Annotated in this window: 21 protein-coding genes and 2 pseudogenes; 16 read left to right on the forward strand and 7 right to left on the reverse strand. The window is 68.5% G+C overall.

From position 1 onward, the window contains the following. Together AC1DHD_RS03395 and AC1DHD_RS03400 are read left to right on the forward strand one after the other, a co-directional pair. Positions 1-355, forward strand: a 355-nt coding sequence (locus AC1DHD_RS03395; protein ID WP_476878341.1) for a bifunctional hydroxymethylpyrimidine kinase/phosphomethylpyrimidine kinase, incomplete at its 5' end; no start/stop codon positions are given. Positions 356-386: 31 nt separating this feature from the next. Next, positions 387-749, forward strand: coding sequence for an iron chaperone (locus tag AC1DHD_RS03400; RefSeq protein WP_476878342.1), 363 nt, complete (start codon positions 387-389; stop codon positions 747-749). 128 nt (positions 750-877) lie between these two features. Here the strand turns inward: AC1DHD_RS03400 and AC1DHD_RS03405 are convergent, their stop codons facing one another. The 3 genes from AC1DHD_RS03405 to AC1DHD_RS03415 all read right to left on the reverse strand — a co-directional run bounded on the left by AC1DHD_RS03405 (position 878) and on the right by AC1DHD_RS03415 (position 5,719). Continuing rightward, positions 878-2,158, reverse strand: a complete 1,281-nt coding sequence (locus tag AC1DHD_RS03405; protein WP_476878343.1) for a serpin family protein — start codon at positions 2,156-2,158, stop codon at positions 878-880. Positions 2,159-2,365: 207 nt separating this feature from the next. Beyond that, on the reverse strand, positions 2,366-4,114 hold the full coding sequence (locus AC1DHD_RS03410; protein ID WP_476878344.1) for a pyruvate dehydrogenase: 1,749 nt from the start codon (positions 4,112-4,114) through the stop codon (positions 2,366-2,368). Between the two features lie 120 nt (positions 4,115-4,234). After that, complete coding sequence (locus AC1DHD_RS03415; protein WP_476878345.1) at positions 4,235-5,719, reverse strand: helix-turn-helix domain-containing protein; 1,485 nt, start codon at positions 5,717-5,719, stop codon at positions 4,235-4,237. A 166-nt stretch (positions 5,720-5,885) separates the two neighbouring features. Here AC1DHD_RS03415 and aceA point away from each other — a divergent pair, with 166 nt between their 5' ends. Both aceA and aceB read left to right on the forward strand, forming a co-directional pair. Next, on the forward strand, positions 5,886-7,202 hold the full coding sequence (gene aceA, locus AC1DHD_RS03420; RefSeq protein WP_476878346.1) for an isocitrate lyase: 1,317 nt from the start codon (positions 5,886-5,888) through the stop codon (positions 7,200-7,202). Between the two features lie 111 nt (positions 7,203-7,313). Continuing rightward, on the forward strand, positions 7,314-8,978 hold the full coding sequence (aceB, locus tag AC1DHD_RS03425) for a malate synthase A (RefSeq protein WP_476878347.1): 1,665 nt from the start codon (positions 7,314-7,316) through the stop codon (positions 8,976-8,978). Between the two features lie 227 nt (positions 8,979-9,205). On the opposite strand, the gene AC1DHD_RS03430 is transcribed toward aceB, so the two are convergent. Further along, complete coding sequence (locus AC1DHD_RS03430; protein WP_476878361.1) at positions 9,206-10,354, reverse strand: MFS transporter; 1,149 nt, start codon at positions 10,352-10,354, stop codon at positions 9,206-9,208. 199 nt (positions 10,355-10,553) lie between these two features. Then, on the reverse strand, positions 10,554-11,765 hold the full coding sequence (locus AC1DHD_RS03435) for an ROK family protein (protein WP_476878348.1): 1,212 nt from the start codon (positions 11,763-11,765) through the stop codon (positions 10,554-10,556). Positions 11,766-11,940: 175 nt separating this feature from the next. Here AC1DHD_RS03435 and AC1DHD_RS03440 point away from each other — a divergent pair, with 175 nt between their 5' ends. The 12 genes and pseudogenes from AC1DHD_RS03440 (at position 11,941) to AC1DHD_RS03495 (ending at position 23,539) form a co-directional block, all read left to right on the forward strand. Further along, a complete protein-coding gene (locus tag AC1DHD_RS03440) occupies positions 11,941-13,050 on the forward strand; it encodes a Gfo/Idh/MocA family protein (protein ID WP_476878349.1) in 1,110 nt (369 codons plus the stop codon). Then, a complete protein-coding gene (locus tag AC1DHD_RS03445) occupies positions 13,047-13,850 on the forward strand; it encodes a hypothetical protein (RefSeq protein WP_476878350.1) in 804 nt (267 codons plus the stop codon). The genes AC1DHD_RS03440 and AC1DHD_RS03445 overlap by 4 nt, the downstream gene beginning before the upstream one ends. A gap of 108 nt (positions 13,851-13,958) precedes the next feature. Next, positions 13,959-15,278 carry an ABC transporter substrate-binding protein gene (locus AC1DHD_RS03450; protein WP_476878351.1) on the forward strand — a complete coding sequence of 440 codons (1,320 nt, stop codon included), beginning with the start codon at positions 13,959-13,961 and terminating at the stop codon, positions 15,276-15,278. A gap of 11 nt (positions 15,279-15,289) precedes the next feature. Next, positions 15,290-16,255, forward strand: coding sequence for a carbohydrate ABC transporter permease (locus AC1DHD_RS03455; protein ID WP_476878352.1), 966 nt, complete (start codon positions 15,290-15,292; stop codon positions 16,253-16,255). Then, a complete protein-coding gene (locus tag AC1DHD_RS03460) occupies positions 16,255-17,148 on the forward strand; it encodes a carbohydrate ABC transporter permease (protein ID WP_476878353.1) in 894 nt (297 codons plus the stop codon). Before AC1DHD_RS03455 ends, AC1DHD_RS03460 begins: the two co-directional genes overlap by 1 nt. 40 nt (positions 17,149-17,188) lie before the next feature. Continuing rightward, positions 17,189-17,944: a sugar phosphate isomerase/epimerase family protein gene (locus AC1DHD_RS03465; RefSeq protein ID WP_476878354.1), complete on the forward strand. Its 756-nt coding sequence runs from the start codon at positions 17,189-17,191 to the stop codon at positions 17,942-17,944. Beyond that, a complete protein-coding gene (locus tag AC1DHD_RS03470) occupies positions 17,941-19,062 on the forward strand; it encodes a Gfo/Idh/MocA family protein (RefSeq protein WP_476878355.1) in 1,122 nt (373 codons plus the stop codon). Before AC1DHD_RS03465 ends, AC1DHD_RS03470 begins: the two co-directional genes overlap by 4 nt. Before the next feature lie 8 nt (positions 19,063-19,070). After that, the gene (locus AC1DHD_RS03475) at positions 19,071-20,297 is read left to right on the forward strand and encodes a Gfo/Idh/MocA family protein (RefSeq protein ID WP_476878356.1); all 1,227 of its coding nucleotides are present in this window, start codon (positions 19,071-19,073) and stop codon (positions 20,295-20,297) included. 1 nt (position 20,298) lies between these two features. Beyond that, positions 20,299-21,294, forward strand: coding sequence for a sugar phosphate isomerase/epimerase family protein (locus AC1DHD_RS03480; protein WP_476878357.1), 996 nt, complete (start codon positions 20,299-20,301; stop codon positions 21,292-21,294). Between the two features lie 13 nt (positions 21,295-21,307). Then, positions 21,308-22,183, forward strand: a complete 876-nt coding sequence (locus tag AC1DHD_RS03485) for a TolB family protein (RefSeq protein WP_476878358.1) — start codon at positions 21,308-21,310, stop codon at positions 22,181-22,183. A 55-nt stretch (positions 22,184-22,238) separates the two neighbouring features. Next, positions 22,239-22,771, forward strand: a pseudogene (locus AC1DHD_RS03490) (N-acetyltransferase family protein). A 57-nt stretch (positions 22,772-22,828) separates the two neighbouring features. After that, on the forward strand, positions 22,829-23,539 hold the full coding sequence (locus AC1DHD_RS03495; RefSeq protein ID WP_476878359.1) for a DsbA family oxidoreductase: 711 nt from the start codon (positions 22,829-22,831) through the stop codon (positions 23,537-23,539). Between the two features lie 38 nt (positions 23,540-23,577). Here the strand turns inward: AC1DHD_RS03495 and AC1DHD_RS03500 are convergent, their stop codons facing one another. Continuing rightward, positions 23,578-23,841: a hypothetical protein gene (locus tag AC1DHD_RS03500; protein WP_476878360.1), complete on the reverse strand. Its 264-nt coding sequence runs from the start codon at positions 23,839-23,841 to the stop codon at positions 23,578-23,580. A gap of 130 nt (positions 23,842-23,971) precedes the next feature. Then, positions 23,972-24,266, reverse strand: a pseudogene (locus AC1DHD_RS03505) (MFS transporter); the annotation flags it as partial.

The raw sequence follows: 24,266 nt of genomic DNA on the forward strand, positions 1-24,266 counted from the left end.
CTCCGGGCTGGAGATCACCGACGTCGAATCCCTGAAGGCGGCGGCTGTCCGTATCCACGAACTCAGCGGAGCGGCGGTGCTGGCCAAGGGCGGCGTGCGCCTGGCCGGGCCGGACGCCGTCGACGTCTTCTACGACGGCGAGACCCTGGAGGTCCTTTCCGCTCCGAAGGTGGGCGAAGTGGCCGTCTCCGGTGCCGGCTGCTCACTGGCCGCCGCGGTGACCGCTGAGCTGGCCAAGGGCGCGACGCCGCTGGACGCCGCGCGAACAGCCAAGGATTTCGTCACCGCGGGGATCCGGAACCGTGTGGCCTCGGGCGCGCCCTTCGACGCGCTGTGGCAGGGCGGCCCGCGCTAACTGGATGCAATGATCGCCGGAGGGAACCGGAATGGCACAGCACTTCGAGTCGGTCGAGGAATACATCGCGTCGTTTCCGGCTGACGTGCAGGAGGCGCTCCAGGAGATCCGGCGGCGCTGCCATGCCGCGGTACCGGACTCGGGCGAGACGATCAGCTACGGCATCCCGGCCCTCACGCTTGGGGGCAAATACGTCGTATATTTCGCGGCCTGGACGCACCACATCTCCGTCTACCCGGTGCCCGACGGCGACCAGGCGTTTCGCGAGTCCATCGCACCGTACCGCGCGGCGAAGGGGACGCTGAGATTTCCCCTGGCGAAACCGGTTCCGTACGAGCTGATCGAGCGGGCGGCGGCGCTGCTGGCGGCGGAACGCCGGGGCCAAACGCCCTAAGCCACCCGGCCGGGGTCCCGCGCCCGCCCCGGCCGTTTCGACGGTTCCCTGCCCACTCGACGCTCAGCAGCATCGAACCGGCAGGGAACCGTCGAACTGGGCGCAAGGCCCCGCCTAACGCGGCGGGCTCAGGAACCTGCGGCGCCGGGGTTTGCCACCCTGCCCGTGAAGAGCGGAATCCCGGTCTCGGCGTGGATGATCTCGAAGAGGAACGGCCGGTCGAAGCGGATCTCATTGATCATGGCTCCGGCGCTCCCGGGCCGGGCGTTGATCTGGGTGGCAGCAGCGGCGACTGTGCCCTTCTCCGCCACGGTGATGCTGGCGGACTGTCCTGCCGCCTGGATTGTGAGGCKGCGTTGAATCGAGTTGAAGTCCGTCTCGGTCTGCAGCATGGTCCGAAGGCCAAGGTCAGTGAAGACCTGCCGGAGGTCGAAACTGCTCTTTTGATCCCATCGCGGCAAGTAGAGCTGCGTGGGCGACGGGGTTGCTGCATCCAGGGCCGTAGCCGCGCCGGCCAGATACTGCGATCCGGTGCCGGGAGTCCCGGCGTCCGGCAACACCAGCCGCAGCACAAACCCGTCCGCGTAGGGAAGATCGGCGGCCTGCCAGCCCCGGTCGCGGGCCGACGGGACATCCTGCACGCCGGACAGTGTGGGCACGGTGACCTGACCGCCATCCGCCGTCGTGAACGGCCGATCGGCGGTCTCGGACGGGTCGAAGGGGACCTTCCAGGCCGCGGCGAAGTAGACCGCGTCGAGAACGCTGAACGCGTCCCTGCGGTCATACGTCGCGGGCGCCTTTTTGATCCGTCCGCCGGTGTTCTTGTTCACCCAGGCGTCGATCGCCGGCCTGGTGGCGGCCTCATCCTGGAAGTCCACCGGGTACACGCCGGTACCGTAGTGCCGGGCCAAAGACTGCAGATAGGCCTCACCGGTTGGCTCGCGCTTGTCCACGAACAAGGCGTTGGCGGTGTGCAGGACCGGCCGGCGCGGAGGGTTCTTTTCGTCGACGGAACCGGGGTCGCCGTCGAACGCCTCGAAGGAGGCGAGGAGCGCATTCAGGGCTTCGTCCCGGTTCTGCGTGGGCAGGCCCAGGACACGGTCCATCTCGGCCGCCGTCGCCCCGGACGCCCCGGCGCGGAGCATCGCGAGGGCAATCAATAGGCTGCCCGGCGAGCCCACCACGTTGCCGTTCCCGGCGTCGCCGCCGTTGGCGATCAGGGCGGCGCCCAGTTTCCGCGCGGACGCCCGCAGCTGGCCCAGTTCGGCCGGGTAGGCGGACTGGTTCGCCGCGACGCGTTCGACGCCGTCGGCCTTCAGCAGAGCGGGCGGCGAGGCCGCGCACGCCGTCAGGACCAGCGCCAAGCCGGTGACGGCCGCAAGCATACGTGCAGGAATCTTCTGTTTCATCGCGCCCCCAAGGCCCGCGTAGCCGCGCAAAACGACGGGGATCCGCCTTCCGTCAGTCAAGCATCGGCATCGCGCCAACGCGACCCCACCGTGGTCACGATTTGGCGCCGAATCCCGCGCTCGCCCCGGGCGTTTCGACGCTTCCCTGCCCGCTCGACGCTCCGCAGCATCGAACCGGCAGGGAACCGTCGAAACGGCACTAGGCGCCTACCGCCGCGGGATGTTCCGCAGGTTGCTGCGGGCCATGCTCACGGCCTCGCCGGCACCCCGGTTCAGCACCACCTTGGACATGGCCGTGGCGAAGCCCAGGATCTGCGCGCCCTTGATCTTCGGCGGGATCGAGAGTGCCTTCGGGTCCGTGATGAGCTCCACGAGGGACGGGCCGGGGTGCGCGAAGGCCTCCCGGTAGGCGGCCTCGATCCGGGCCGGGTCGGTGACGCGGACGGCGTGGAAGCCCAGCGCGCGGGCCACCTCGGCGTAGTTGGCGTCGGGCACGTCCACACCGAAATCGGGCAGCCCGTCCACCAGCATCTCCAGCTTGACCATCCCGAGCGTGGAGTTGTTGAAGACCACCACATTGACCGGCAGCCGGTGCGCCGCGACCGTGATCAGCTCCCCCAGCAGCATCGACAGGCCGCCGTCGCCGGAGACCGACACCACCTGCCGTCCGGGGTAGGCCAGCTGGGCGCCGATGGCGTGCGGCAGCGCGTTGGCCATGGAACCGTGCAGGTACGAGCCGATCAGCCGCCGGGTCCCCAGCGGGTTGATGTACCGGGCGGTCCACACGTTGCACATGCCTGTATCCGCGGTGAAGACCGCGTCCTCGGCGGCCACCTGGTCCAGCAGCGAGGCCGCGTAYTCSGGGTGGATCGGCTGGGTCTTTTCGACCTTGCGGGTGTACGCCCCGACGGCCTTGTTCATCAGCCGGTCGTGCTTTTTGAGCATCGCGTCGAGGAAGCGGCGGCTCTTCTTCGGCTTCAGCAACGGCATCAGCGCGGTGAGCGTGGGCAGCACGTCGCCGTGCACCGCGACGTCGACGTCGGTCCGCCGGCCAAGGTTCTGCGCGGCCCGGTCCACCTGCGCCGTCCGGGTGCCGGGAAGGAACTGGTCGTACGGGAAGTCGGTGCCGAGCAGGATCAGCAGGTCCGCGTCCTCGATCCCCTCGGCCGCGGCGCCGTAACCCAGCAGGCCGGTCATGCCGATGTCGTACGGGTTGTCGTACTGCATAAAGTCCTTGCCGCGCAGCGAGTGCCCGATCGGCGCGGCCACCAGTTCGGCCAGCGCAATCACCTCATCGTGCGCGCCCTGGACGCCGGCCCCGGCAAAGATGGCCACCTTGCCGGCGTCGTTGATGGCATCCGCCAGTTCCTGCACGCTGGCCGGGTCGGGCACCAGGGCTGCGGGCCGGAAGGCAGCGGGGGCGGGGGTTTCGGCGGTTGCCTCCAGGCCGGCGATGTCCCCCGGCAATGTGACGACGGCGACGCCGCGAAGGGCGACGGCGTGCTGGATGGCGCTGTGCATCACGCGCGGGGCCTGTTCGGCCGTGCTGATGAGTTCGGAGTACACCGAGCACTCGTTGAAGAGCCGGTCCGGGTGGGTTTCCTGGAAGAAGCTGCTGCCGATCTGCTTGCTTGGGATGTGCGAGGCGATGGCCAGCACCGGGGCGCCGGAGCGGTTCGCGTCGTACAGGCCGTTGATCAGGTGCAGGTTGCCGGGCCCGCAGGAGCCGGCGCAGACCGCGAGTTTTCCGGTCAGCTGTGCCTCGGCCGCGGCGGCGAAGGCGGCGGCTTCCTCGTGCCGGACGTGGATCCAGTCGATTCCGCCCTTCGCGGCGCCGCCGGTTTTCCGGACGGCGTCCACGATCGGGTTGAGGCTGTCGCCCACAATCCCGTAAATCCGCTGCACGCCGGCAGCCTGGAGTTGTTCGACAAGCTGGGTGGCAAGTTCCTTGGCCATGAGTGCACGCTCCCGCGGGATGGATCGACGAGCTGACACTGGCCACAATAGTCGCCCCAGCTCCAGCCACGCCCGGAGAGTGCCCCGGAGGCACCGCCGGAGCTCCGGCGCCGGTCAGTGTCAGTTCCCGGAGTGGGCCTGCAGGAAGGAGTAGACCTCGGTCTCATCCACGCCGGGGAAGGCGCCCGGGGGCATCGCGGCGAGCAGGTGCGAGTGGGCGCGGGCCGAGGGCCAGGCGTTTCCCGCCCACTCGGTGGCTAGCGCGGCCGGCGGGCGTTTGCAGCAGCTCTCGTCCGGGCAGGTGGATTTGGACCGTTCGGTGGTTTCCCGGCCGCGGAACCACTTCACCTGCGCGTAGGGGACCCCCACGGAGAGGGAGAACTCCCCGTTCGCGGACCGTTCCGTGCGGGCCGTGCACCAGTAGGTTCCGGCCGGGGTGTCCGTGTACTGGTTGTAGGCGCTGAACTTATCCGGTACGTCGAACACCACCCGCGACGTCCAGTTCCGGCACGACGGCTGGCCCTCGATGGCGCCGGTGTGGTCCTGCGGGAACGTTACGCCGTCGTTCTCATAAGCCTTGTAGATGATCCCGCTTTTGTGCGTCTTCTGGAAGTGCGTGCGCAGGTCCAGGTGCTGCGTGGCGAGGTTGGTGAACCGGTGCGCCGCGGTCTCGTAGGACACGGCGAACGCGTCCCGAAGATCCTCCACTGCGATTTCCTTGGCCTGCTTGGCGCGCTGCAGGAATTCCACGGTGGCTTGTTCCGGGAGCAGGAGGGCCGCGGCAAAGTAGTTGGTGGCCACCCGCTGCATCAGGAAGTCGCCATAGTTGGTGGGCGTCTGGTGTCCCAGGACGTAGTGGCCCAGGGCCTGAAGGAGCACCGAACGGGGGTCGTGGTCGCTCCGGGCGTTCTGCGTGAGGTAAATCCGGCGGTTCTTCAGGTCCGTCACAGAGCGGGTGGAGTGCGGCAGGTCGCCGACGTGGTGCAGGCTGAACCCGAGGTGGCCGGCGATGTCCGCGATGACGTGATGGGACAGCGGCCCGCTGGTGTGGCCCACGGATGCCAGGACCTTCTGCGCCTCCGCCTCGTACTCCGGGAAGTAGTTATTCCGTTCCCGCATCATGGCCCGCAGCTCCCCGTTGGCCCGGCGGGCCTCCTCCGGGGTGGCCACCTGCTCATTCAGCCGGCGCTCCAGCTCATGCTGCAGCCCCACCATGGACTCCAGCACATCCATGGGGAGCCGCGAGCTGATGCGGATTTTCGGCAGGTTCAAGGACTCGTACAGCGGGCTGCGCTGGTAGCGTTCCAGCTCGATCTCAAGGGCCGCCCGTCGGTTCGGCGGCTCCGCGCCCAGCAGCTCGTCGATGGTGACCCCCAAGGCGGCCGCGAGCTGCTGAAGCAGGCCCAGCTTGGGTTCACGCCTGCCGTTTTCGATCAGGCTCAGCTGGCTCGGGGCGGTCCCGACGGCGGCGCTGAGGTCATCGAGCGTGAGCCCGGCCGCTTTGCGCAGGTGCCGGACGCGGCGGCCCATGCTGATGACATCGACCTCCGGATCGGCGGGGTGGGACGCGGGCACGGCCTGTCGGCTCCAGCTGCTGGGATGCATTTTTTGAGAATACGGGAAGAAGTGCGTTTCTTTCCAGACTTTCCCACTAGAAAGCCCCTTGAAAGTGCAGAAAAGTAGATCTCACGGAAAGATTCACCGCCCGGATCAACCGGCAGGAACCCGCAGAGACGCGGCCCTGCCGGCCGGACCCACCAAGGAGACAAAGATGACTGCAGCATTTGAGCCCACCCAGCAGACGCCCGAAGAGCAGGCCGCCGCCCTGGAGCTCGAGTGGGCCGCCAACCCGCGCTGGGAAGGTGTCACCCGGGATTACTCAGCCTCCGACGTCGTCCGCCTCCGCGGCCGTGTCTCCGAGGAACACACCTTGGCCCGCCGCGGCTCCGAGAAACTGTGGAAGCAGCTCACCGAGGAGCAGAAGGACGGCCGGTACACCAACGCCCTTGGCGCCCTGACCGGAAACCAGGCCGTGCAGCAGGTAAAGGCCGGCCTCCGCGCCATCTACCTCTCCGGCTGGCAGGTCGCCGCGGACGCCAACAACTCCGGCCACACCTACCCGGACCAGTCGCTCTACCCGGCCAACTCGGTCCCCACCGTGGTCCGCCGCATCAACAACGCCCTGCTCCGCGCGGACCAGATCGAGTTCTCTGAGGGTATCCAGACGGTCGAGGACTGGATGGTGCCGATCGTTGCCGACGCCGAGGCCGGCTTCGGCGGCCCGCTGAACGCCTACGAGCTGATGAAGTCCATGATCCAGGCCGGCGCCTCGGGCGTGCACTGGGAGGACCAGCTCGCCTCGGAAAAGAAGTGCGGCCACCTCGGCGGCAAGGTCCTGATCCCCACCCAGCAGCACATCCGGACGCTGAATGCCGCCCGGCTGGCGGCCGACGTCGCCGGCACCCCGTCGGTCATCATCGCCCGCACCGACGCCGAGGCAGCCACCCTGATTACCTCCGATGTCGACGAGCGCGACCAGGAATTCATCACGGGTGAACGCACCCCTGAGGGCTTCTACAAGGTCCGCAACGGGATTGAACCCTGCATCGCCCGGGCCAAGGCCTACGCCCCGTATTCGGACCTCATCTGGATGGAAACCGGGACCCCGGACCTGGAACTGGCCCGGAAGTTTGCCGAATCGGTCAAGGCCGAGTTCCCGGACCAGATGCTCTCCTACAACTGCTCGCCGTCGTTCAACTGGCGCAAGCACCTCGACGACGCGACCATCGCGAAGTTCCAGCGCGAACTCGGCGCCATGGGCTTCACGTTCCAGTTCATCACCCTGGCCGGCTTCCACGCCCTGAACTACTCAATGTTCGACCTCGCCCACAGTTACGCCCGGGAAGGCATGAGCGCCTATGTTGAGTTGCAGGAAAAGGAATTCGCCTCCGAAGCCCGCGGCTACACCGCCACCAAGCACCAGCGCGAAGTCGGCACCGGCTACTTCGACGACATCGCCACCGCGCTCAACCCGAACGCATCCACCTTGGCCCTCGTGGGATCCACAGAAGAAGGCCAGTTCCACTAATCCCCGCCCACAGCCTTTCCCGCCAGTTGCCCTATCACTTTTGGTCCTCATCGGCCGCCTTTGGGGACCAAAAGTGATAGGGCAACGGCGGACTTTCAAGGAGCAACTCCCATGAACAGCTTCACTGACAACTTCACCATCAACGGGGTTACGTTGACCGCGCAGCCCATCTGCCGGCAGAACGAGGTCCTGACCCCGGACGCCCTGGCCTTTGTTGCCAAGCTTCACAAGGCGACGGCGGAGCGCCGGCAGGAGCTGCTGCTGGCCCGGCAGGAACGCCGCCAGCAGATCGGCAAGGGCCAGGACCCGCATTTCCTGCCCGAGACCGAGGCCATCCGCAACGACCCGCAGTGGCGCGTCGCTCCCCCGGCGCCCGGGCTGACGGACCGCCGCGTGGAAATCACCGGCCCGGTGGATAAGAAGATGACCATCAACGCGCTGAACTCCGGCGCCAAGGTGTGGCTCGCGGACATGGAGGACTCCTCCACCCCGTCGTGGCGCAACGTCATCCAGGGTCAGCTGAACCTGTCCGACGCGCTGGAACGCCGCATCGACTTCACCTCGCCCGAGGGCAAGGAGTACAAGCTGCGCGGCGCCGAGGAGCTGCCCACCATTGTTGTCCGTCCCCGCGGCTGGCACTTGCCGGAGAAGCACATGCTCATCGACGGGACCCCGGTGGCCGGCGGCATCGTGGACTTCGGCCTCTACTTCTTCCACAACGCCCGCCGCCTGATCGCCCAGGGCAAGGGCCCGTACTTCTACCTGCCGAAGATCGAGAACCACCTCGAGGCCCGGCTCTGGAACGACATCTTCGTCCTCGCTCAGGACCTGCTGGGCATCCCGCAGGGCACCATCCGTGCCACGGTGCTCATCGAGACCATCACCGCGGCGTTCGAGATGGAGGAGATCCTCTACGAACTGCGCGAGCACGCCGCAGGCCTGAACGCCGGCCGCTGGGACTACATCTTCTCGCTGATCAAGAACTTCCGGACCCGGGGACCCCGGTTCGTCCTCCCGGACCGCGGCCAGGTCACCATGACGCAGCCGTTTATGCGCGCCTACACCGAACAGCTGGTCCGGGCCTGCCACAAGCGCGGCGCCATGGCGATCGGCGGGATGGCCGCGGCCGTCCCCAACCGCAAGGACGAGGAAGCCAACGCCATTGCGTTCGAGAAGGTGCGTGCGGACAAGACCCGTGAGGCGGCCGACGGCTTCGACGGCTCCTGGGTGGCGCACCCGGACCTGGTGCCGGTGTGCCGTGAGGTGTTCGACGGCGTCCTCGGCGGCCGCCCGAACCAGCTGGACCGCCTCCGCGAGGAAGTCACCCCCGATGACCGTGCGCTGATCGACATCGCCTCCACCACCGGAACGATCACCGAGCAGGGCGTGCGGAACAACATCGAGGTGGGCATCCGCTACATCGAGTCGTGGCTGCGCGGCAACGGTGCGGTCGCCATCCACAACCTGATGGAGGACGCCGCCACCGCGGAGATCTCCCGTTCGCAGCTGTGGCAGTGGATCTTCTCCCGCGCCATCACCGACGCCGGCGATGTCATTACCCGCGAGTGGGTGGAGGACATGCTGGACGAGGAGTTCGTGAAGCTGGAACGCTTCGAAGGCGACCGTTTCGCCGATGCCAGGGACATCTTTGAGGAGGTCACGCTCGGCAACGAGTTCCCCGCCTTCCTGACCCTGCCGGCTTACGACCGCTTCCTGCACGAGGCCCGCGACGGCGCCGCCACCGCCATCAGCGGCGCGGACCTCGTAGCCGTCTAACCCCGGACAGGCCCGGAGACCGCCGCGCGGTATCCGGGTCCRCCGACCCCGGCTTCCGTCCGCCGGGCCGCCACGCCCTTCGCAACAGGCTCCCCGAGATCCGGGGCGGCGGCCCGGCAACGGAATACCTTCCCGAGCACCCGACAACGGCGTCGAACGGACACCTGAGGCCCATGTTTTCCAGGAAACATGGGCCTCAGGTGTTGTGCTGAAGCGGCGGGCGGCTGTCAGTGCGGCTTCGGGACGTGGCGCAGCGAGAGCGCGCAGCCAACAATGAACAGCGTCACCGAGCCCAGGATCATTAGCAGGGGCCCGGTCCACGAGTCCGAGATGCCGTGCACGTAACCGAGCAGGGTGGGCGCCACGGCGCCGACGCAGTAGCCCGCGCCCTGGACGACGGCGGACATCCGCCCCGCGGAGACCTGGTCCCGGGCCAGCCGGATGATGGCGATGAAGATCAAGGTGATGCCGCCGCCCTGGGCCACTCCGCCGAAGGAGGACCACAACCACCAGAGCCCGGGGGCCAGCAGGAGGCCCAGCGGCACGGTCAGCCAGAGCGCCCCCAGGGTGAGCCCCACCGTCGTCGTGCTGGCGAAGCGCGCCGYCAGGGGGACCCCCAGGCCGCCGGCGATTGCCAGGATCTGGAACAGCGAGGACCCGGCCCCGGCCGCCGAGGGCGCCAAGCCCAATTCGTCGGCCAGCAGGCTGGGCAGCCACGCGGTGACGCCGTAGTAGGAGAAGGCCTGGCCGGCGAAGCCAGCGGTCAGGGCCACGGTGATCCAGCGCGACGCCGGCGGCCGGGCCGCGCGGGTCGGGTCGGAGCCCGGGACGGCGCGGGGCCGGTAGGCGTCGGCGCCTGCCGCCGGGATCCACACAGCCGCGGCCGCGAGCGCGAACACGGCGCAGGCCGCGATGGCAGGACGCCACCCCAGYAGTTCCGCCAACGGTGCGGTGATCATGGACGTGGCAAAGGAACCAATGTTCAGGGTCGCCGTGTAGGTGCCCATGGCCGCGCCCTGTTTGGCCGGGCTGAAGTCCCGCCGGATGATCAGCGGGACCAYGATGTTGCCGATGGTGATGGCGACGCCCAGGATCACGGTGCCGAGCATCACGAGCGCCCCGCCGCCCGAGGAGCGCACAATGACGCCGGCCAGCACACCCAGCAAGGTCAGGGTGATGGCGAACTCCGGGCCCAGCTTCCGGCCCGTCAGCGAGGCCAGCGGCGCCGCGAGCGCGAAGCAGAGCACCGGGATGCCGGTCAGGAAACCGATTTCGACCGGCGAGAACCCCAGGTCCCGCTGCATGTCGCCCACCACGGGGGCGACCGCCACAAACGGGCCGCGCATGTTCAGGGCGATCAGGCCGATCGCGATCATCAGGAGCCCGCCGCGCGGGATCCGCGCCAGGGCGCTCACCGGGCTAGCCCCGCGGCCCCGGCGGCCCGGCAGAAATATGTTTTCATCAGTCCCATTGCTATCACGGCCGGCCCGGGCCCCTGCCGCGGCCGCCGTATGTGACGCCCCCCGCAGATCCCCCGGCCGACGCCCCGGTAACCACCGTTAACCACCGGCCGGATCAGCCGGTTGCCTGCAGGGTCGCTTCGATAACGGCGGGCGAGAGCACATGCTGGGTGACCATCTGGCTGGCCCCCAGGATGGCTGCCCGGTCGCCGGCGACGGAAAGGCCGATGCGCAGGTGCGTGGTGGCCAGGGGCAGCGAGCGCCGGTACACCACCTCGCGGACGCCGGCCATAAGGTGCTCCCCGGCCTGGCCGAGGCTGCCGCCCAGGACGATCACTGACGGGTTCAGCAGGTTCACGACCGTTGCGAGGACGTCGCCCAGGTCCCGTCCGRCCTGCCGCAGCGCCTGGGTGGCCTGCAGGTTGCCGGCGGCCACCAGCCGCAGGACGTCGCCGCCGTCGTGCGCCTCAAGGCCTTGCTCCACGAGCGCGCGGGCCACCGCCGGGCCGGAGGCGAGCGCTTCGAGGCAGCCGTAATTGCCGCACCGGCATTGCACCTGGTCACCCCGCGGTACACGCACGTGGCCGAGGTCCCCGGCCGTTCCGTTGGCTCCGCGCTGGAGCTCCCCGCTGCTGATGATGCCGGCGCCGATGCCGGTGGCGACCTTGACGAACAGGAAGTTCTCATCGCCGGGCCAGTGGGCCGTTTGCTCGCCCAGCGCCATGATGTTCACGTCGTTATCGACAAGGACGGGGACGGGCAGGGAGCGCTGGACGTGGCTGACGACGTCGTGCCCGTCCCAGCCGGGCATGATCGGCGGTTTCACGGGTTTACCGGTGGCGTGTTCGACCGGTCCGGGCAGGCCGATCCCGACGCCGGCGAGGTCTTTTTTGCTCCGGCCGGCCCGGCCGAGCAGCTTGAGGCCCTCGTCGATGACCCGGTCGAGGACTACGGCGGGGCCGTCTGCGACGTCCTGCTTGAGCCGGCGTTCAGCCAGCACCGTCCCGTTCAGGTCCGTCACGGCAATGATCACGTGGGTGGCGCCGACGTCGACCGCAAGGACGGAGCGGGCGGCAGGGTTGAAGGCAAAGCGCGACGGCGGCCTGCCGCCGCTGGAGCTGGCCTCCCCGGCGGGGCCGACCAGTCCGGAGAGCATCAGTGCCTCGATCCGGGAGGCGATGGTGGACCGCGCCAGCCCCGTGGTGAGGGCCAGCTCGGCGCGGGTCCTGGCCTTGCCGTCGCGCAGGATCTGGAAAAGGTCACCGGCGCGGGACAGGCTTCCGCCGGCCTCCGGGGCTGCGGAGTCGGTGCCGGTAATCGTACTCATGAGTAAGTGATAGCACGAAGGCCTTCTTCATGTCACACCGAAATAAGATTGCAACGAAGTTTTCAACTTTTGCTTGACGTTCGACATAAGTCCCTCTAGCTTGAGTGTGAGCCAGGTCACCGGAGCTGCGGCGGGATGCCGCAGCCGGGCCTGGGATGACAAAGGGGTTATGAACGTGGCGAGCCAAGCACAGGCGGCAACAGAGCTGCTGGGCGTCGGGATCATCGGGGCCGGGCCCGTGACCCAGGCCATTCATCTGCCGTCCTTGGCGCGGCTGGAGGACATCCTCGCCGTCCGGCATGTGATGGACGTCGATCCCGCAGTGGCCGAATCCGTCGCAGCCCGGGTCGGCGCCCGCTTCAGCACCAGCACTGCGGAGCTCCTCGCCGATCCTGCCGTGGACGTCGTCGCCGTCTGCAGCCCGCACCAGTTTCACGCCCAGCAGGTCATCGACGCCTGCCGGGCCGGCAAGAAGGCCGTCCTCTGCGAAAAGCCCTTCGCCATGAGCGGGCAAGAGGCGGCGGCGATTCTCGCGGTGTCGGCCGAAACCGGAGTTCCGGTGATCGTTGGCGCCATGCACACCTTCGATCCGGCCTGGCTGGCAGCGGAAGCAGCCTGGGGTTCGCTCCCGGAACAGGTACACACCATCCGGTCCTCCATCGTCCTGCCGCCCAACCCCCGCTTCGAGGACTTCGCAACCGAGGTGGTGGGCCGCACTCCCCCGCCGGCCGCTCCCGCGCAAGCCGGCCCGGCGTCCGGCTCCGAGGCCGCGCTCGAGGCGGCGCAAGCGATGCTCTCCGGCGGGGTTATGGGCCTCGCCATCCACGATCTCCCCCTGGTCCGGCGCTTCAGCCCTCACTTCGCGGACGTCAAAGTCCTCCATGCCGAGACCCTGGCGCCCTTCGGCTACGTCATCTCCCTGCAAGCCGGCACCACCGTCATCGAACTGCGGGCGGCCATGAACCAGACCTGGGAGCCGGACTGGACCTTCGAGGCCATCGGCGATGACGCCGCCCTGAGCATCACGTTCACCCCGTCCTACGTCCACGCCGGATCCGCAACGGCCCGGATCCACACCCGGGCGGGGACCACCGTGCTCGGCCCCTACAGCCACAACGGTTACGAGGGCGAGTGGCGCCGGCTTGCCGCCATCGCCCGCGGCACCGCCCCGGCGCCCGAGCCGGGCAGCCTGCGCGATGATCTCGACTTCGCGCTCGCCATCGCGGATGCGGCCGCCGGCATGGCCTCCCCCGCAGCCACCGCCTACGCGGAGGCGCGGGCATGAGCGCCCGGCTCAGCGTCGGGCAGGAGCCCGGCGTCGCGGACACCGTGGCGGCCGCCCTCGCCTCCCTTCCCGTCTCCTTCGGCCCCGCCGCCGGGCCGGCCGACGTCGTTGCCGTTTCCGGCGACGCCGGGTGGACCAGCCGCGCCACGGCCGCGGTCCGCGGCGGAGCCCGCGGCGTCGTCGTCGTCGAACCAGCCGCCGAAGACCCCGCGGCGCTGGCCGCAGCCGCCGCCGACAGGGGCGCCGCCGTCGCCCTGGATCATGGCTGGGCGTCGAACCCGGTGCTTGCCGGTCCGGGCGCCGCCGCCGTCGGCGCCCTTTCCGGGGCCGTAGCCGACGCCGTGCTGTGCGACTCCGTGGCATACGCCGCCCCCGGAACAGCACCGGAGAACCTGCTGACCCGCCATTTGTGCGCCCTGGCCGCCTGCGGCGTGGAGCTGTCCGCCCACCGGGTCGTCCGGATGGACTCCCGCGGCTACCTGGTGATGGCCCGGCTCCCGGACGGCGCCCCGGCCGCGCTGCAAGGAACCACGACGTCGGCGCTGCCGCACACCGCCACGGTGTCGGTCCTCACCCGGACCGGCCGGACCGACGTCACCCTGCCGGACGCGGCCGCCGCGTGGCCCGCAGAGATCCGCGTGGTCACCCCGGACGGTGCCGCGACCCTTCCCACCCGCTTCGAATCGGCCCACCGCCGCAGCTGGATCCGGCTCCACGCCGCAGTTCAGACCGGCGCCGGGCTGGATGACCTGGAGCGCTTCGCCCCCGTGGCGGCGCTCATCAGGGACCTTCACGGCTGACCCGTTCTGCCCGCAGCACCCCGCACCACCAGCACCAGCACCAACTTCCGTATCAACTCACCGTCGAGAAGACCGGGCCCCGCGGCCCGGTCACGAAAGGAAATTATCGTGACGAACAAGTCCTCCCTAACCTCCTCAGCCTTCTCCCGCCGGGGCTTCCTGGGCTTCGCCGCAGCAGCGGCCAGCGCACCGCTCCTGGCAGCCTGCGGCGGCGGCTCCGCCTCCCAAGGCGCGGGTGGCGGCGGCGCCATCAAGTTCTGGGACATGCCGTGGGCAACCCCCGCCTACAACGATGCCGCCAAGAAACTCGCGGAGGGCTTCTCCGGGGCCAACAGCAAGGCCAGCTACCAGATCATCCAGTGGAACAACTTCTACCAAACCTTCTCCTCGGCCATCGCGTCCAAGACCGGACCGGCCGTCTCCACCGGCGGCGGCTTCCAGGCCTTCCAGTTCGAGCAGCAGGGACAGATCGCGTACGCCGACAAGGTCATCAGCACCCTCAAGAGCAACGGCACCTTCGATGATTTCCTGCCCGGGGTGCTGGATCCGTTCAAGACCGACAAGGGCTACGTCGCCGTCCCCTGGCAGCTGGACATGCGCGTCTTCTGGTACCGCAAGTCGCTGTTCGAGAAGGCCAACGTCGCACTGCCCACGGACTGGCCCTCCCTGCTGGAGGCCGGAAAGGCCCTCAAGAAGCTCGGCGCGTTTGGATTCACCACCGGTGCCGGTGCGGGTAACAACTACGGCAACCACTCGATGATCATGATGATGGTGAACAACGGCGGCGGCGTGTTCAATAAGGAAGGCCAGCTGGACCTCCTTAACGACCGCAACGTCGAGGCCATCGAATTCGTCCTGGAACTCGTCTCCAACGGCATCGTCGATCCCGCGGCCGTCAGCTACACCACAGACAACATGTCCGCCCAGTGGAAGGACGGCAAGGCCGGCTACGGCCTGTTCCAGGTCAACGTGCCGCAGCGCGTCGGCGATACCTCCGGGGACCTGCTGGTGGCGGACCCCATCACCGGCCCGCACGGGGACAAGGCCACCATCGTGTTCCCGAACAACATCATGATGTACAAGAACACTCCGTCCCAGGAGGCCTCCGAAGCGTTCCTCGTCTACTACCTGGGCCAGCTGAAGCAACTCTGGAGCCAGAAGCTGATGTCCGCGCTGCCGGTCTTCAAGTCGATCACGCAGATCCCCGAGTTTGCCAATGACCCCAACAACGTCAAGATCGTCAAGGACTGGCAGCCCATCGCCAAGACCTTCGCGTCCCAGGGCTCCACCCTCAACGCCAACCTCGCGGCCCTGGACGGCGGCCAGGCCCTGAACCAGTTCAGCCAGACCATCCTGACCGGCAAGTCGGACGCCAAGACCGCGCTGCAGACCTTCCAGTCCGGCCTCGAATCGGTCCTCAAGAAGTAGCGGCGCCGGCCATGACAACCACCACCACCGCCACCTCGGGCCTGGCCCGGGCCCGCCGGGGACTCGCCCCCAGCGGCTCGGGAGCCTCGCCCGGAAAGCGCAAGAGCAAGCTCACGGCGCAGACCACCCGGACCTTCTTCTGGCTGCTGATCCCCTCGGTGGTCCTGCTGGTCCTGATCCACGGCTATCCGCTGATCTACGCGGCCATCCAGGCCACCCACGACGGGGACCTGCTCCAGGCCGGAAACTTCGTCGGCACGGACAACTTCGCCACCGTGCTGTCCTCGCCCGCCTTCTGGAAAGCCGCACAGTTCACCCTGTGGTTCACCATCGTCGGAGTGTTCGGGTCGTGGCTGGTGGGACTGGGCCTGGCCCTGCTCCTGCGCACCAGGATCCCGGCCGGCGGTACTTTCAAGGTCCTGCTGCTGCTGCCGTGGGTGGTGCCGATCGTGGTCTCCTCCACAGCCTGGAACTGGCTCGTCGCCACCCCGGACAGCCTGCTTCCGAGCATGTTCCGCAACCTTGGCATGGGCACCCCGTTATTCCTGGCGGATCCCACGCTCGCTGCCGGGACGGTGATGGTCTTCAAGGTCTGGGTCAGCTTCCCGTTCATGATGATGATGACCTCCGCGGCGCTGGCCTCCGTCGATACGACCGTCTACGAGGCCGCCAGCATGGACGGCGCCTCGCGGTGGCAGCAGTTCACCCAGATCACGCTGCCGCTGATCGCCCGCTCCACGTACATCTCATGGATCCTCATGACGATCTTCTGTGTCAACGATTTCCCCACGATCTACCTGCTGACCGGCRGCGGACCGGTTAGCGCCACCACGTCGCTGGTGGTCCTGGCCTACCGCACCGTCTTCCAGGACTTCGCTACCGGACCCGGTGTGGCCATCGCCTTCCTGATGACCATGACCCTGGTGGTCATCTCCGTCCTCCTGTACCGCCAGATCCGAAAGTCGAGCGTCGAATAATGAGCGCAGTTCTCCACGCCCATCCCCAGACCGGCGCCATCAGCGGGTCCAGCGAAGCAGGCAAACCACGCGAGGCCCTCTCCGAGGCGGGGCAGCGCGGCCGGTGGTGGCGCTTCGTCCTGATCCTGATCATCACGGCCATAGTGCTGGTCCCCATCATGGTCACCGTGATCCTGGCCTTCACCCCGGGAGCGCACAGCACCGCCACCGGTCCCACCTTCGAGAACATCGCGAATGTTTTCTCCGGAACACTGGCCGCAACCTGGCTGCAGAACAGCCTGATCACCACCCTGTCCACCGTGGTGGTCTCCGTGGCCGTGGCAGCACCCGCCGGCTACGTCCTCTCCCGTGGCCGGAGCAGGGCCGTCTCCGGCTACTCACTCCTGTTGTTCGTGATGCAGTCCCTGCCGATCATCACCTCCGTGGTGCCGCTCTTCATCCTCTTCGCCGGGATGGGGCTGGTGGACAACCTGCTGGGCATCACCATCATCTACGTCGGGTCCACCATGACCGTGGCCACCTGGATGATGGCGGCCTACTTCGACTCGATCCCCGTCAGCCTCGAAGAAGCCTCCTGGATCGACGGCTGCTCGGTCTTCGGGTCGTTCACCAAGGTGGTGCTCCGCAACAGCCTGCCCGGCGTCCTGTCCACCGCGATCTTCGCCTTCCTGCTGGCCTGGAACGACTACCTTGTGGCCATCGTGTTCCTGCGGTCCAATGAGATCTTCACCCTGCCCATGGGCGTGCAGTCGTTCTTCCAGCAGAATGCCACCGACTGGACCTCCGTGATGGCGCTGGCCGTGATCATGATGCTCCCGCCGATCATCGTCTTCGCCACCCTGAACAAATACTTCAGTGTGGGCGGCATTGGCGGTTCCCTCGCAGGCCGCTAGCCGCCCCTCCAGACCACCCACCACCCCGCAAAGGAATCCCATGTCGTACTCCCTCCAGCTGTACACGCTCCGCAACGCCGTCGCCGAGGACCTGCCCGGCACCATCAGGAAGGTCAAGGRGGTCGGCTTCACCCAGGTCGAGCCCTACAACTTCGTGGCCACGGCGGCCGAACTCGGCGCCGCCCTGGCCGAGAACGGCCTGACGGCCCCGACCGGCCACGCGCCGCTGCTGAGCCAGGACCAGGACCAGATCTTCACCGCCGCCAAGGACCTGGGCATCGCCACCGTCATCGACCCGTACCTGCCCGCCGAGCACTGGCAGACCGCCGGGGACATCCAGTCCACCGCAGCCAAGCTCAACGCCGCGGCCAAAAAAGGCGCCAAGTACGGCATCCGGGTGGGCTACCACAACCACGCCTGGGAACTTGAATCCAGCGTGGAGGGCCAGACCGCACTTGAATACTTCGCCGGGCTGCTGGATCCCGAGGTTGTCCTGGAAGTGGACACCTACTGGGCGGCCGTCGGCGGCCAGGACCCCGCCGGGCTGCTCGAACGGCTCGGCGACCGGGTCAAGTTCATCCACATCAAGGACGGCCCGCTGACCACGGACACCAAGGCTCAGCTGCCGGCCGGCCAGGGCAAGATCGCCGTCTGGGACGTCATCGGCGCCGCGCAGTCACTGGAGGTCGGCGTCGTCGAATTCGACGACTACTCGGGGGACATCTTCGACGGAATAGCCCAGTCCCTGGCCTACCTCAAGGCCGGCTCGGCGAGCGCGCAGGGCGTGAACGCATGAGCGCGGCGTCCGGGACCGGCCGCGGACCGGTCGGCGTCGCCGTCATCGGCGCCGGCAACATCAGCAAGCAGTATCTGGACAACCTGACGGTCTTCCCCGACCTCAAGGTCCACGTCATTGCGGACCTCTTCGAGGACGCTGCCGCCGCCCGCGCCCAGGAATACGGCATTGCCCAGTCCGGCGGCGTCGATGCGGCCCTGAACCATCCCGACGTCGAGATCATCGTGAACCTGACCATCCCCGCCGCCCACGTGGAGGTCGCCACTGCCGCGGTCAACGCCGGCAAGCATGTCTGGACGGAGAAGCCGTTCTCGCTGGACCGCGAATCCGGGCTCGGGCTGCTGAAGGCGGCCGACGCCGCCGGCCTCCGTCTCGGCACCGCGCCGGACACGTTCCTCGGCGCCGGCCTGCAGACCGCACGCCGGCTCATCGAACGGGGCGACATCGGCACCCCGCTGACCGCCATGACCACCTTCCAGACCCCCGGTCCCGAATCCTGGCACCCGAATCCGGCCTTCCTGTTCCAGCACGGCGCAGGTCCCCTGTTCGACATGGGCCCCTACTACCTCACCGCGCTGGTTCAGACGTTCGGCTCTGTCCGGCGGGTTGCGGCGATTGGCTCCAAAGCCAAGGACGTCCGGGTGATCGGATCCGGGGCCAAAGCCGGGGAAGAGTTCACGGTCGAGGTTCCCACCCACGTGTCGGCCATGGCCCAGTTCGAAAGCGGAGCCTCCTCGCACAGCGTCTTTTCCTTCGAGTCCCCGCGGCAGCGCATGGGCTTCGTGGAGATCACCGGCACCGAGGCCACCCTCTCCCTGCCGGACCCGAACTACTTCGACGGCGATGTGCGGCTCTGGCGCGCCGGGGATGAGGACTGGACCGTTGTGCCCGCCACTGGCCCCGCCAACGGCCGCGGCATGGGCGTGCTGGACATGGCCCGCTCGATCCGCGCCGGGGTCCCGCACCGCGCCACCGGAGACCTCGCCTACCACGTCCTGGACACGATGGTCTCGATCTCCGAGTCGATCGGCTCCGGGGCCTTCGTCGACGTGGACAGCACCGCCCCCGTCTCCGCAGCCCTCCCCGAGGACTGGGACCCCACCGCCTCCACCCTCTAGGACACGCTATGACCTTCCAGGAAAACCCGGCCGGCCACGGGGCCGAGGACCCGGGCCACCCCACACCCCTCGGGGTGGCGATGATCGGCTACGCCTTTATGGGGAAAGCACATTCGAACGCCTGGCGGAATGTTGCCAGCTACTTCGACGTGCCGGCCTTCGAACGCCGGGTCCTGGTGGGCCGGGACCCGGCCGGGGTGGCTGCCGCGGCCGCCCAGTACGGGTGGGCCGAGTCCGCCACGGACTGGCGCGAGGTGATCGCGCGGGACGACATCCAGATCGTGGACATCTGCGCTCCGGGCTGGATGCACGCCGAAATCGCGATCGCAGCGCTGGCGGCCGGCAAGCACGTCCTGGTGGAGAAACCGCTGGCCAACACCCTCGCCGAGGCCGAAGCGATGGCGGAGGCGGCCCGGAGCGCCCGCGGCCGCGGGGTGCAGTCCATGATCGGCTTCAACTACCGCCGGGTCCCGGCGCTGGCCGTCGCCCGCGAGCTGATCGCCGAGGGCCGCCTCGGTACCGTCCGGCACGTCCGGGCAGCCTACCTTCAGGACTGGCTGGTGGACCCGGAGTCGCCCATGACGTGGCGGCTGAACAAGGAGACCGCCGGGTCGGGCGCCCTCGGGGACATCGCCTCCCACGCCATCGACCAGGTCCTGTTCCTGCTGGGCGACCAGGTCACCGAGGTCTCTGGCCGGCTGCACACCTTCACCACCTCCCGGCCGGGCCCGGACGGCCCGGAGGAAGTCACCGTCGACGACGCAGCCTGGGCCACCCTGGCCCTGGCCTCCGGGGCCATCGCCTCGGTGGAGGTCTCCCGGGTGGCCTCGGGCCAAAAGAACGCCCTCAAGCTGGAGATTTACGGCAGTAAAGGCTCCATCCTGTTCGACCTGGAAGCCCTGAACGAGCTCGGATTCCTGGACGCAACCCTTCCCGTCCGGGAGCAGGGTTTCCGCCGCATCCTGGTCAGCGAGCCCGAGCACCCCTACATTAGGGCATGGTGGCCGCAGGGACACACGATCGGCTGGGAACACTCCTTCACCAACGAAATCCGCGACTTCCTCGTGGCCGTCGACGGCGGCACCCCGCCGTCGCCGTCGTTCGAGGACGGACTCAGCGTCCAGCGCGTCCTGGCCGCCGTCGAGGAAAGCGCAGCCGCCAAAAGCTCCACCATCCAACTCACCACCCCGCCCGCCGTCACCACTACGCCCGCCGCCGCCCCCGAAGGAGCCTGATATGCCCCGCCCGTACACCCTGTTCACCGGCCAGTGGGCCGACCTTCCGTTCGAGGAAGTCGCCCGTCTGGCCTCCGGCTGGGGCTACGACGGTTTGGAAATCGCCGTCTCCGGGGACCACCTGGACGCCTGGCGCTGGGACGAACCGGGCTATGTGGACTCCAAACTCGCGGTCCTGGAGAAGTACAACCTCAAAGTCTGGGCCATCTCCAACCATCTCAAGGGCCAGGCGGTCTGCGATGACCCGATCGATTTCCGGCACGAGGCCATCGTGGGGGCCAAAGTGTGGGGCGACGGTGACCCCGAGGGCGTCAGGCAGCGCGCCGCCGAGGAGATGAAACACACCGCCCGGCTCGCCAAAGCGCTCGGCGTGGACACCGTGGTGGGTTTCACCGGCTCCTCCATCTGGCAATATGTCGCGATGTTCCCGCCGGTCCCGGAGAAGATGATCGACGCCGGCTACCAGGACTTCGCCGACCGGTGGAACCCCATCCTGGACGTCTTCGACGACTGCGGGGTCCGCTTCGCCCACGAGGTGCACCCCAGCGAAATCGCCTATGACTACTGGACCACCGTCCGCACCCTCGAGGCCATCGGACACCGCGAAGCATTTGGCCTCAACTGGGATCCCTCGCACTTTATGTGGCAGGGCATCGACCCCGTCTCCTTCATCTGGGATTTCAAGGACCGGATCTACCACGTGGACTGCAAGGACACGAAGCTGCGCCCCACCGGCCGGAACACCGTCCTGGGCTCGCACCTGCCCTGGGGCGACCCCCGCCGCGGCTGGGATTTCGTCTCCGCGGGCCGGGGCGACGTGCCCTGGGAATCCTCGTTCCGCGCCCTGGCCGCGATCGGCTACACCGGCCCCATCTCGATCGAGTGGGAGGACGCCGGCATGGACCGCCTGCATGGCGCACCGGAGGCTCTCGCCGCACTCAAGAGGTTCGACTTCCCGGCGTCGAGCACCTCCTTCGACGCCGCCTTCAAGCAGTAGCCCGGGCACGGCCGTGCCCCGCGAGCTGGTCCCGGGCCAACGCTGCGAGGTCTGGATCGCCTCCGCCCTCACCGGTGGCAGCGAGCTCGTCTTTACCAGTGACGGCCTGCTGCTGGAGGCCCCCAACTGGACTCCGGACGGCTCGGCGCTCATCCTCAACGGCGCCGGCAGGCTGTGGCGGCTGGAGCTGTCCGTCCGCTCGCTCGAGGCCATCCCGGTCACGGGGGTCCCGCCCGTCAACAACGACCACGTGCTCGCCCCGGACGGCGGCCACCTCTACCTCTCCGCCGAGGACGGCCACCTGTACCGGGTCGGCATCCGTGGCGGGGACGCCGTGCGACTATCCGCCGAGGACGGGTTCGCGCATTACCTGCACGGCGTGAGCCCCGACGGATCCGAGCTGGCTTTCGTGGCGGTGGAGGCCGGAGACTTTTCCCGGCCCGGGCGGCTGATGACCATGCCGGCGGCGGGCGGGCCCGCCACCGCTGTGCCCACTGGCCCGGGACACTGCGACGGTCCGGAGTATTCGCCGGACGGCGAGTGGATCTACCTGAACACGGAGGCCCTCACGGACCGGCCCGGTCACGCCCAGCTTGACCGGGTACGCCCCGACGGGTCGGCGCTCGAGCACCTGCTGCCAAGTCCCAGCGTCGACTGGTTCCCGCACCATTCCCCGGACGGCCTGCTGGCCAGCTACGTGCGGTTCCCGCCCGGCACCCTCGGCCACCCCGAAAATCTTCCCGTCGATGTGGTCGCGGTGGCGGTGGCGGACTGGACAGCGCCGCTGCACACGTGGCCCCTTTTCGGCGGGCAGGGAACCCTCAACGTCAACAGCTGGGCGCCCGATTCGGCACACTTCGCGTATGTCGCCTACCCGTCCCGAACATGACGGACTGCGCTTCACGAACGGCATCCCGGAGGCGGGCAGGACTAGGGTTTTGGGCATGACGCACCTTATCCGGCAAGCCACCGCCGACGACGCCGGCCGGCTGGCCGAGCTGGCCGCCGTCACCTTCCCGCTCGCCTGCCCGCCCGAATCCCGGCCCGAAGACATCGCCGCGCACCTGGCCAACACGCTGAGCGAAACCAGCTTCCGCGGCTCGGCGACCCGGATGTCACGGTGCTGGTCCTCGACGAGGACGGGGAGCTCCGCGGGTACAGCCTGCTGATCGACCGCCCCACCCGGGACGCCGATGTAGCGGCCGCCCTCAGCACCGGTTCCGCCGTAGAGCTAAGCAAGTGCTACGTCCACCCGGACCACCACGGCCTGGGCGCCGCCGCGGAGCTGATGCTGGCCAGCATCGCCGCGGTGCCGGACGGCCGCGGACTCTGGCTGGGGGTGAACAGCCAGAACGCCCGCGCCATCAGGTTCTACGAGAAGTCCGGCTTCCGGAAGGTCGGCACCAAGTCCTTCAGGCTGGGGACCACCGTGGAGCATGACTTCGTGATGGAACGGCCGCCTGTTTCGTCCCCCTGATGCGCGGCTTCCCGGGCAGCCGGGAATGGGCGCGGCGCCGGCGCGGTTGTCACCAGCATGAAGATTGAGATCTGGTCCGATGTGGCCTGCCCCTGGTGCTACATCGGTAAGCGCCGTTTTGAAACCGCCCTCGCGGCGTTCCCGCACCGCGACGCCGTGGAGGTGCAGTGGCGCAGTTTCCAGCTGGATCCGTCCCTCCCGGAACACTACGACGGCACCGAGCTCGATTACCTGAGCACCCGCAAGGGGATGGCTCCGGACCAGGTCGCGGGGATGTTCGACCRCGTGGCGGCCCAGGCCAGGGCCGAGGGCCTCAACTACCGTTTCGACACCGTGGTGGTGGCCAACAGTTTCGCCGCCCACCGGCTGATCCACCTCGCTGCCGCCCACGGAAAGCAGGACGCCGCCAAGGAGCGCCTGCTCAGCGACCACTTCGAACACGGCCGCGACATCGGCAGCCGCGAGTACCTCACCTCACTCGGGACCGACCTGGGGATCGACGCCGGGGACCTCGAGGAACTGTTCACGTCCGACACGTACGCCGACGACGTCCGGGAGGACATCGCCGAGGCCCGCGCCCTGGGCGTCAGCGGCGTGCCGTTCTTCGTCATCGACCGCAAGTTCGGGCTCTCCGGCGCCCAGCCCGCCGAAACCTTCAGCGCGGCCCTCGACCAGGCGTGGCAGGAAAGCCACCCGCTGGTTATGGTCGACGCCGGCGCCGCCGATGCTGACAATGGAGCCTGCGGCCCGGACGGCTGCGCCGTCTAAGCCGCCCGGGCTAAGTCCGGGGCCTCCCGGGCCCGGACTTAGCCCGTCTGCGGCAGTCCCGCCGTCGAGCCGGTAGTCGTGTATTTACCGGGCAGCGCACCGGACGGGCACCGGAGAATGTCCAGTGCCTCCAGGTCCAGCAGCTTCCGGGCGCCGGTCCGGGCATCCAGGATCCAGAAGAGCTCCATCAGCGGGATGGTCTGGGTGACGCGTCCCCGGTGGAACAGCTTGCCGTTGTGCCACGCCTCGATCTCGTCCCCGGCGGCCAGCTCCGCGCATGTTCGGATCGGCGTCTCGCTCACGTCCATATCCTGTTCCCTCCCCAGCGGGCCCCGCCGTCGGGGCCCCGTTGGACCCAGCATGCCCGAACGAGGTTTCGGGAGCGTTTCCGGAACATGTTGTTCCTGCGACGTGGCCGGGCTTCCCCTGGAACTATCCCCGGGCGCCACCGGCGGGCACGGCGGCCGGCGACGGGTCGGCGTCGTCCGCGGTGATCAGGATGCTGCCTTCGGCAATCGATTCGGCGAGTACGTCGTGTTCGACGGCGGTGGCCAGCGGCTTCTCCTTGATGAAGCACATCAGCACGGCCGCGGCGAGGGCGAGCGGAACCATCCAGATGAAGATCGGGGTCAGGGCGTCGTTGTAGGAGGAAATGATGGCCTCCTTGAGCGGTGCCGGGAGATGGGCGACGACGGCGGGGGTCAGCGAGTTCGACCCGCCCGGCGTG

The sequence above is a fragment of the Arthrobacter sp. 05L45_2 genome (assembly GCF_056397525.1).

Bases quoted from the DNA above. Each gene is read 5' to 3' on its own strand.
- AC1DHD_RS03400 (WP_476878342.1), top strand. From the start codon at position 387: ATGGCACAGCACTTCGAGTCGGTCGAGGAATACATCGCGTCGTTTCCG.
- AC1DHD_RS03415 (WP_476878345.1), bottom strand. From the start codon at position 5,719: ATGCATCCCAGCAGCTGGAGCCGACAGGCCGTGCCCGCGTCCCACCCC.
- aceA (WP_476878346.1), top strand. From the start codon at position 5,886: ATGACTGCAGCATTTGAGCCCACCCAGCAGACGCCCGAAGAGCAGGCC.
- aceB (WP_476878347.1), top strand. From the start codon at position 7,314: ATGAACAGCTTCACTGACAACTTCACCATCAACGGGGTTACGTTGACC.
- AC1DHD_RS03445 (WP_476878350.1), top strand. From the start codon at position 13,047: ATGAGCGCCCGGCTCAGCGTCGGGCAGGAGCCCGGCGTCGCGGACACC.
- AC1DHD_RS03460 (WP_476878353.1), top strand. From the start codon at position 16,255: ATGAGCGCAGTTCTCCACGCCCATCCCCAGACCGGCGCCATCAGCGGG.
- AC1DHD_RS03470 (WP_476878355.1), top strand. From the start codon at position 17,941: ATGAGCGCGGCGTCCGGGACCGGCCGCGGACCGGTCGGCGTCGCCGTC.
- AC1DHD_RS03475 (WP_476878356.1), top strand. From the start codon at position 19,071: ATGACCTTCCAGGAAAACCCGGCCGGCCACGGGGCCGAGGACCCGGGC.
- AC1DHD_RS03480 (WP_476878357.1), top strand. From the start codon at position 20,299: ATGCCCCGCCCGTACACCCTGTTCACCGGCCAGTGGGCCGACCTTCCG.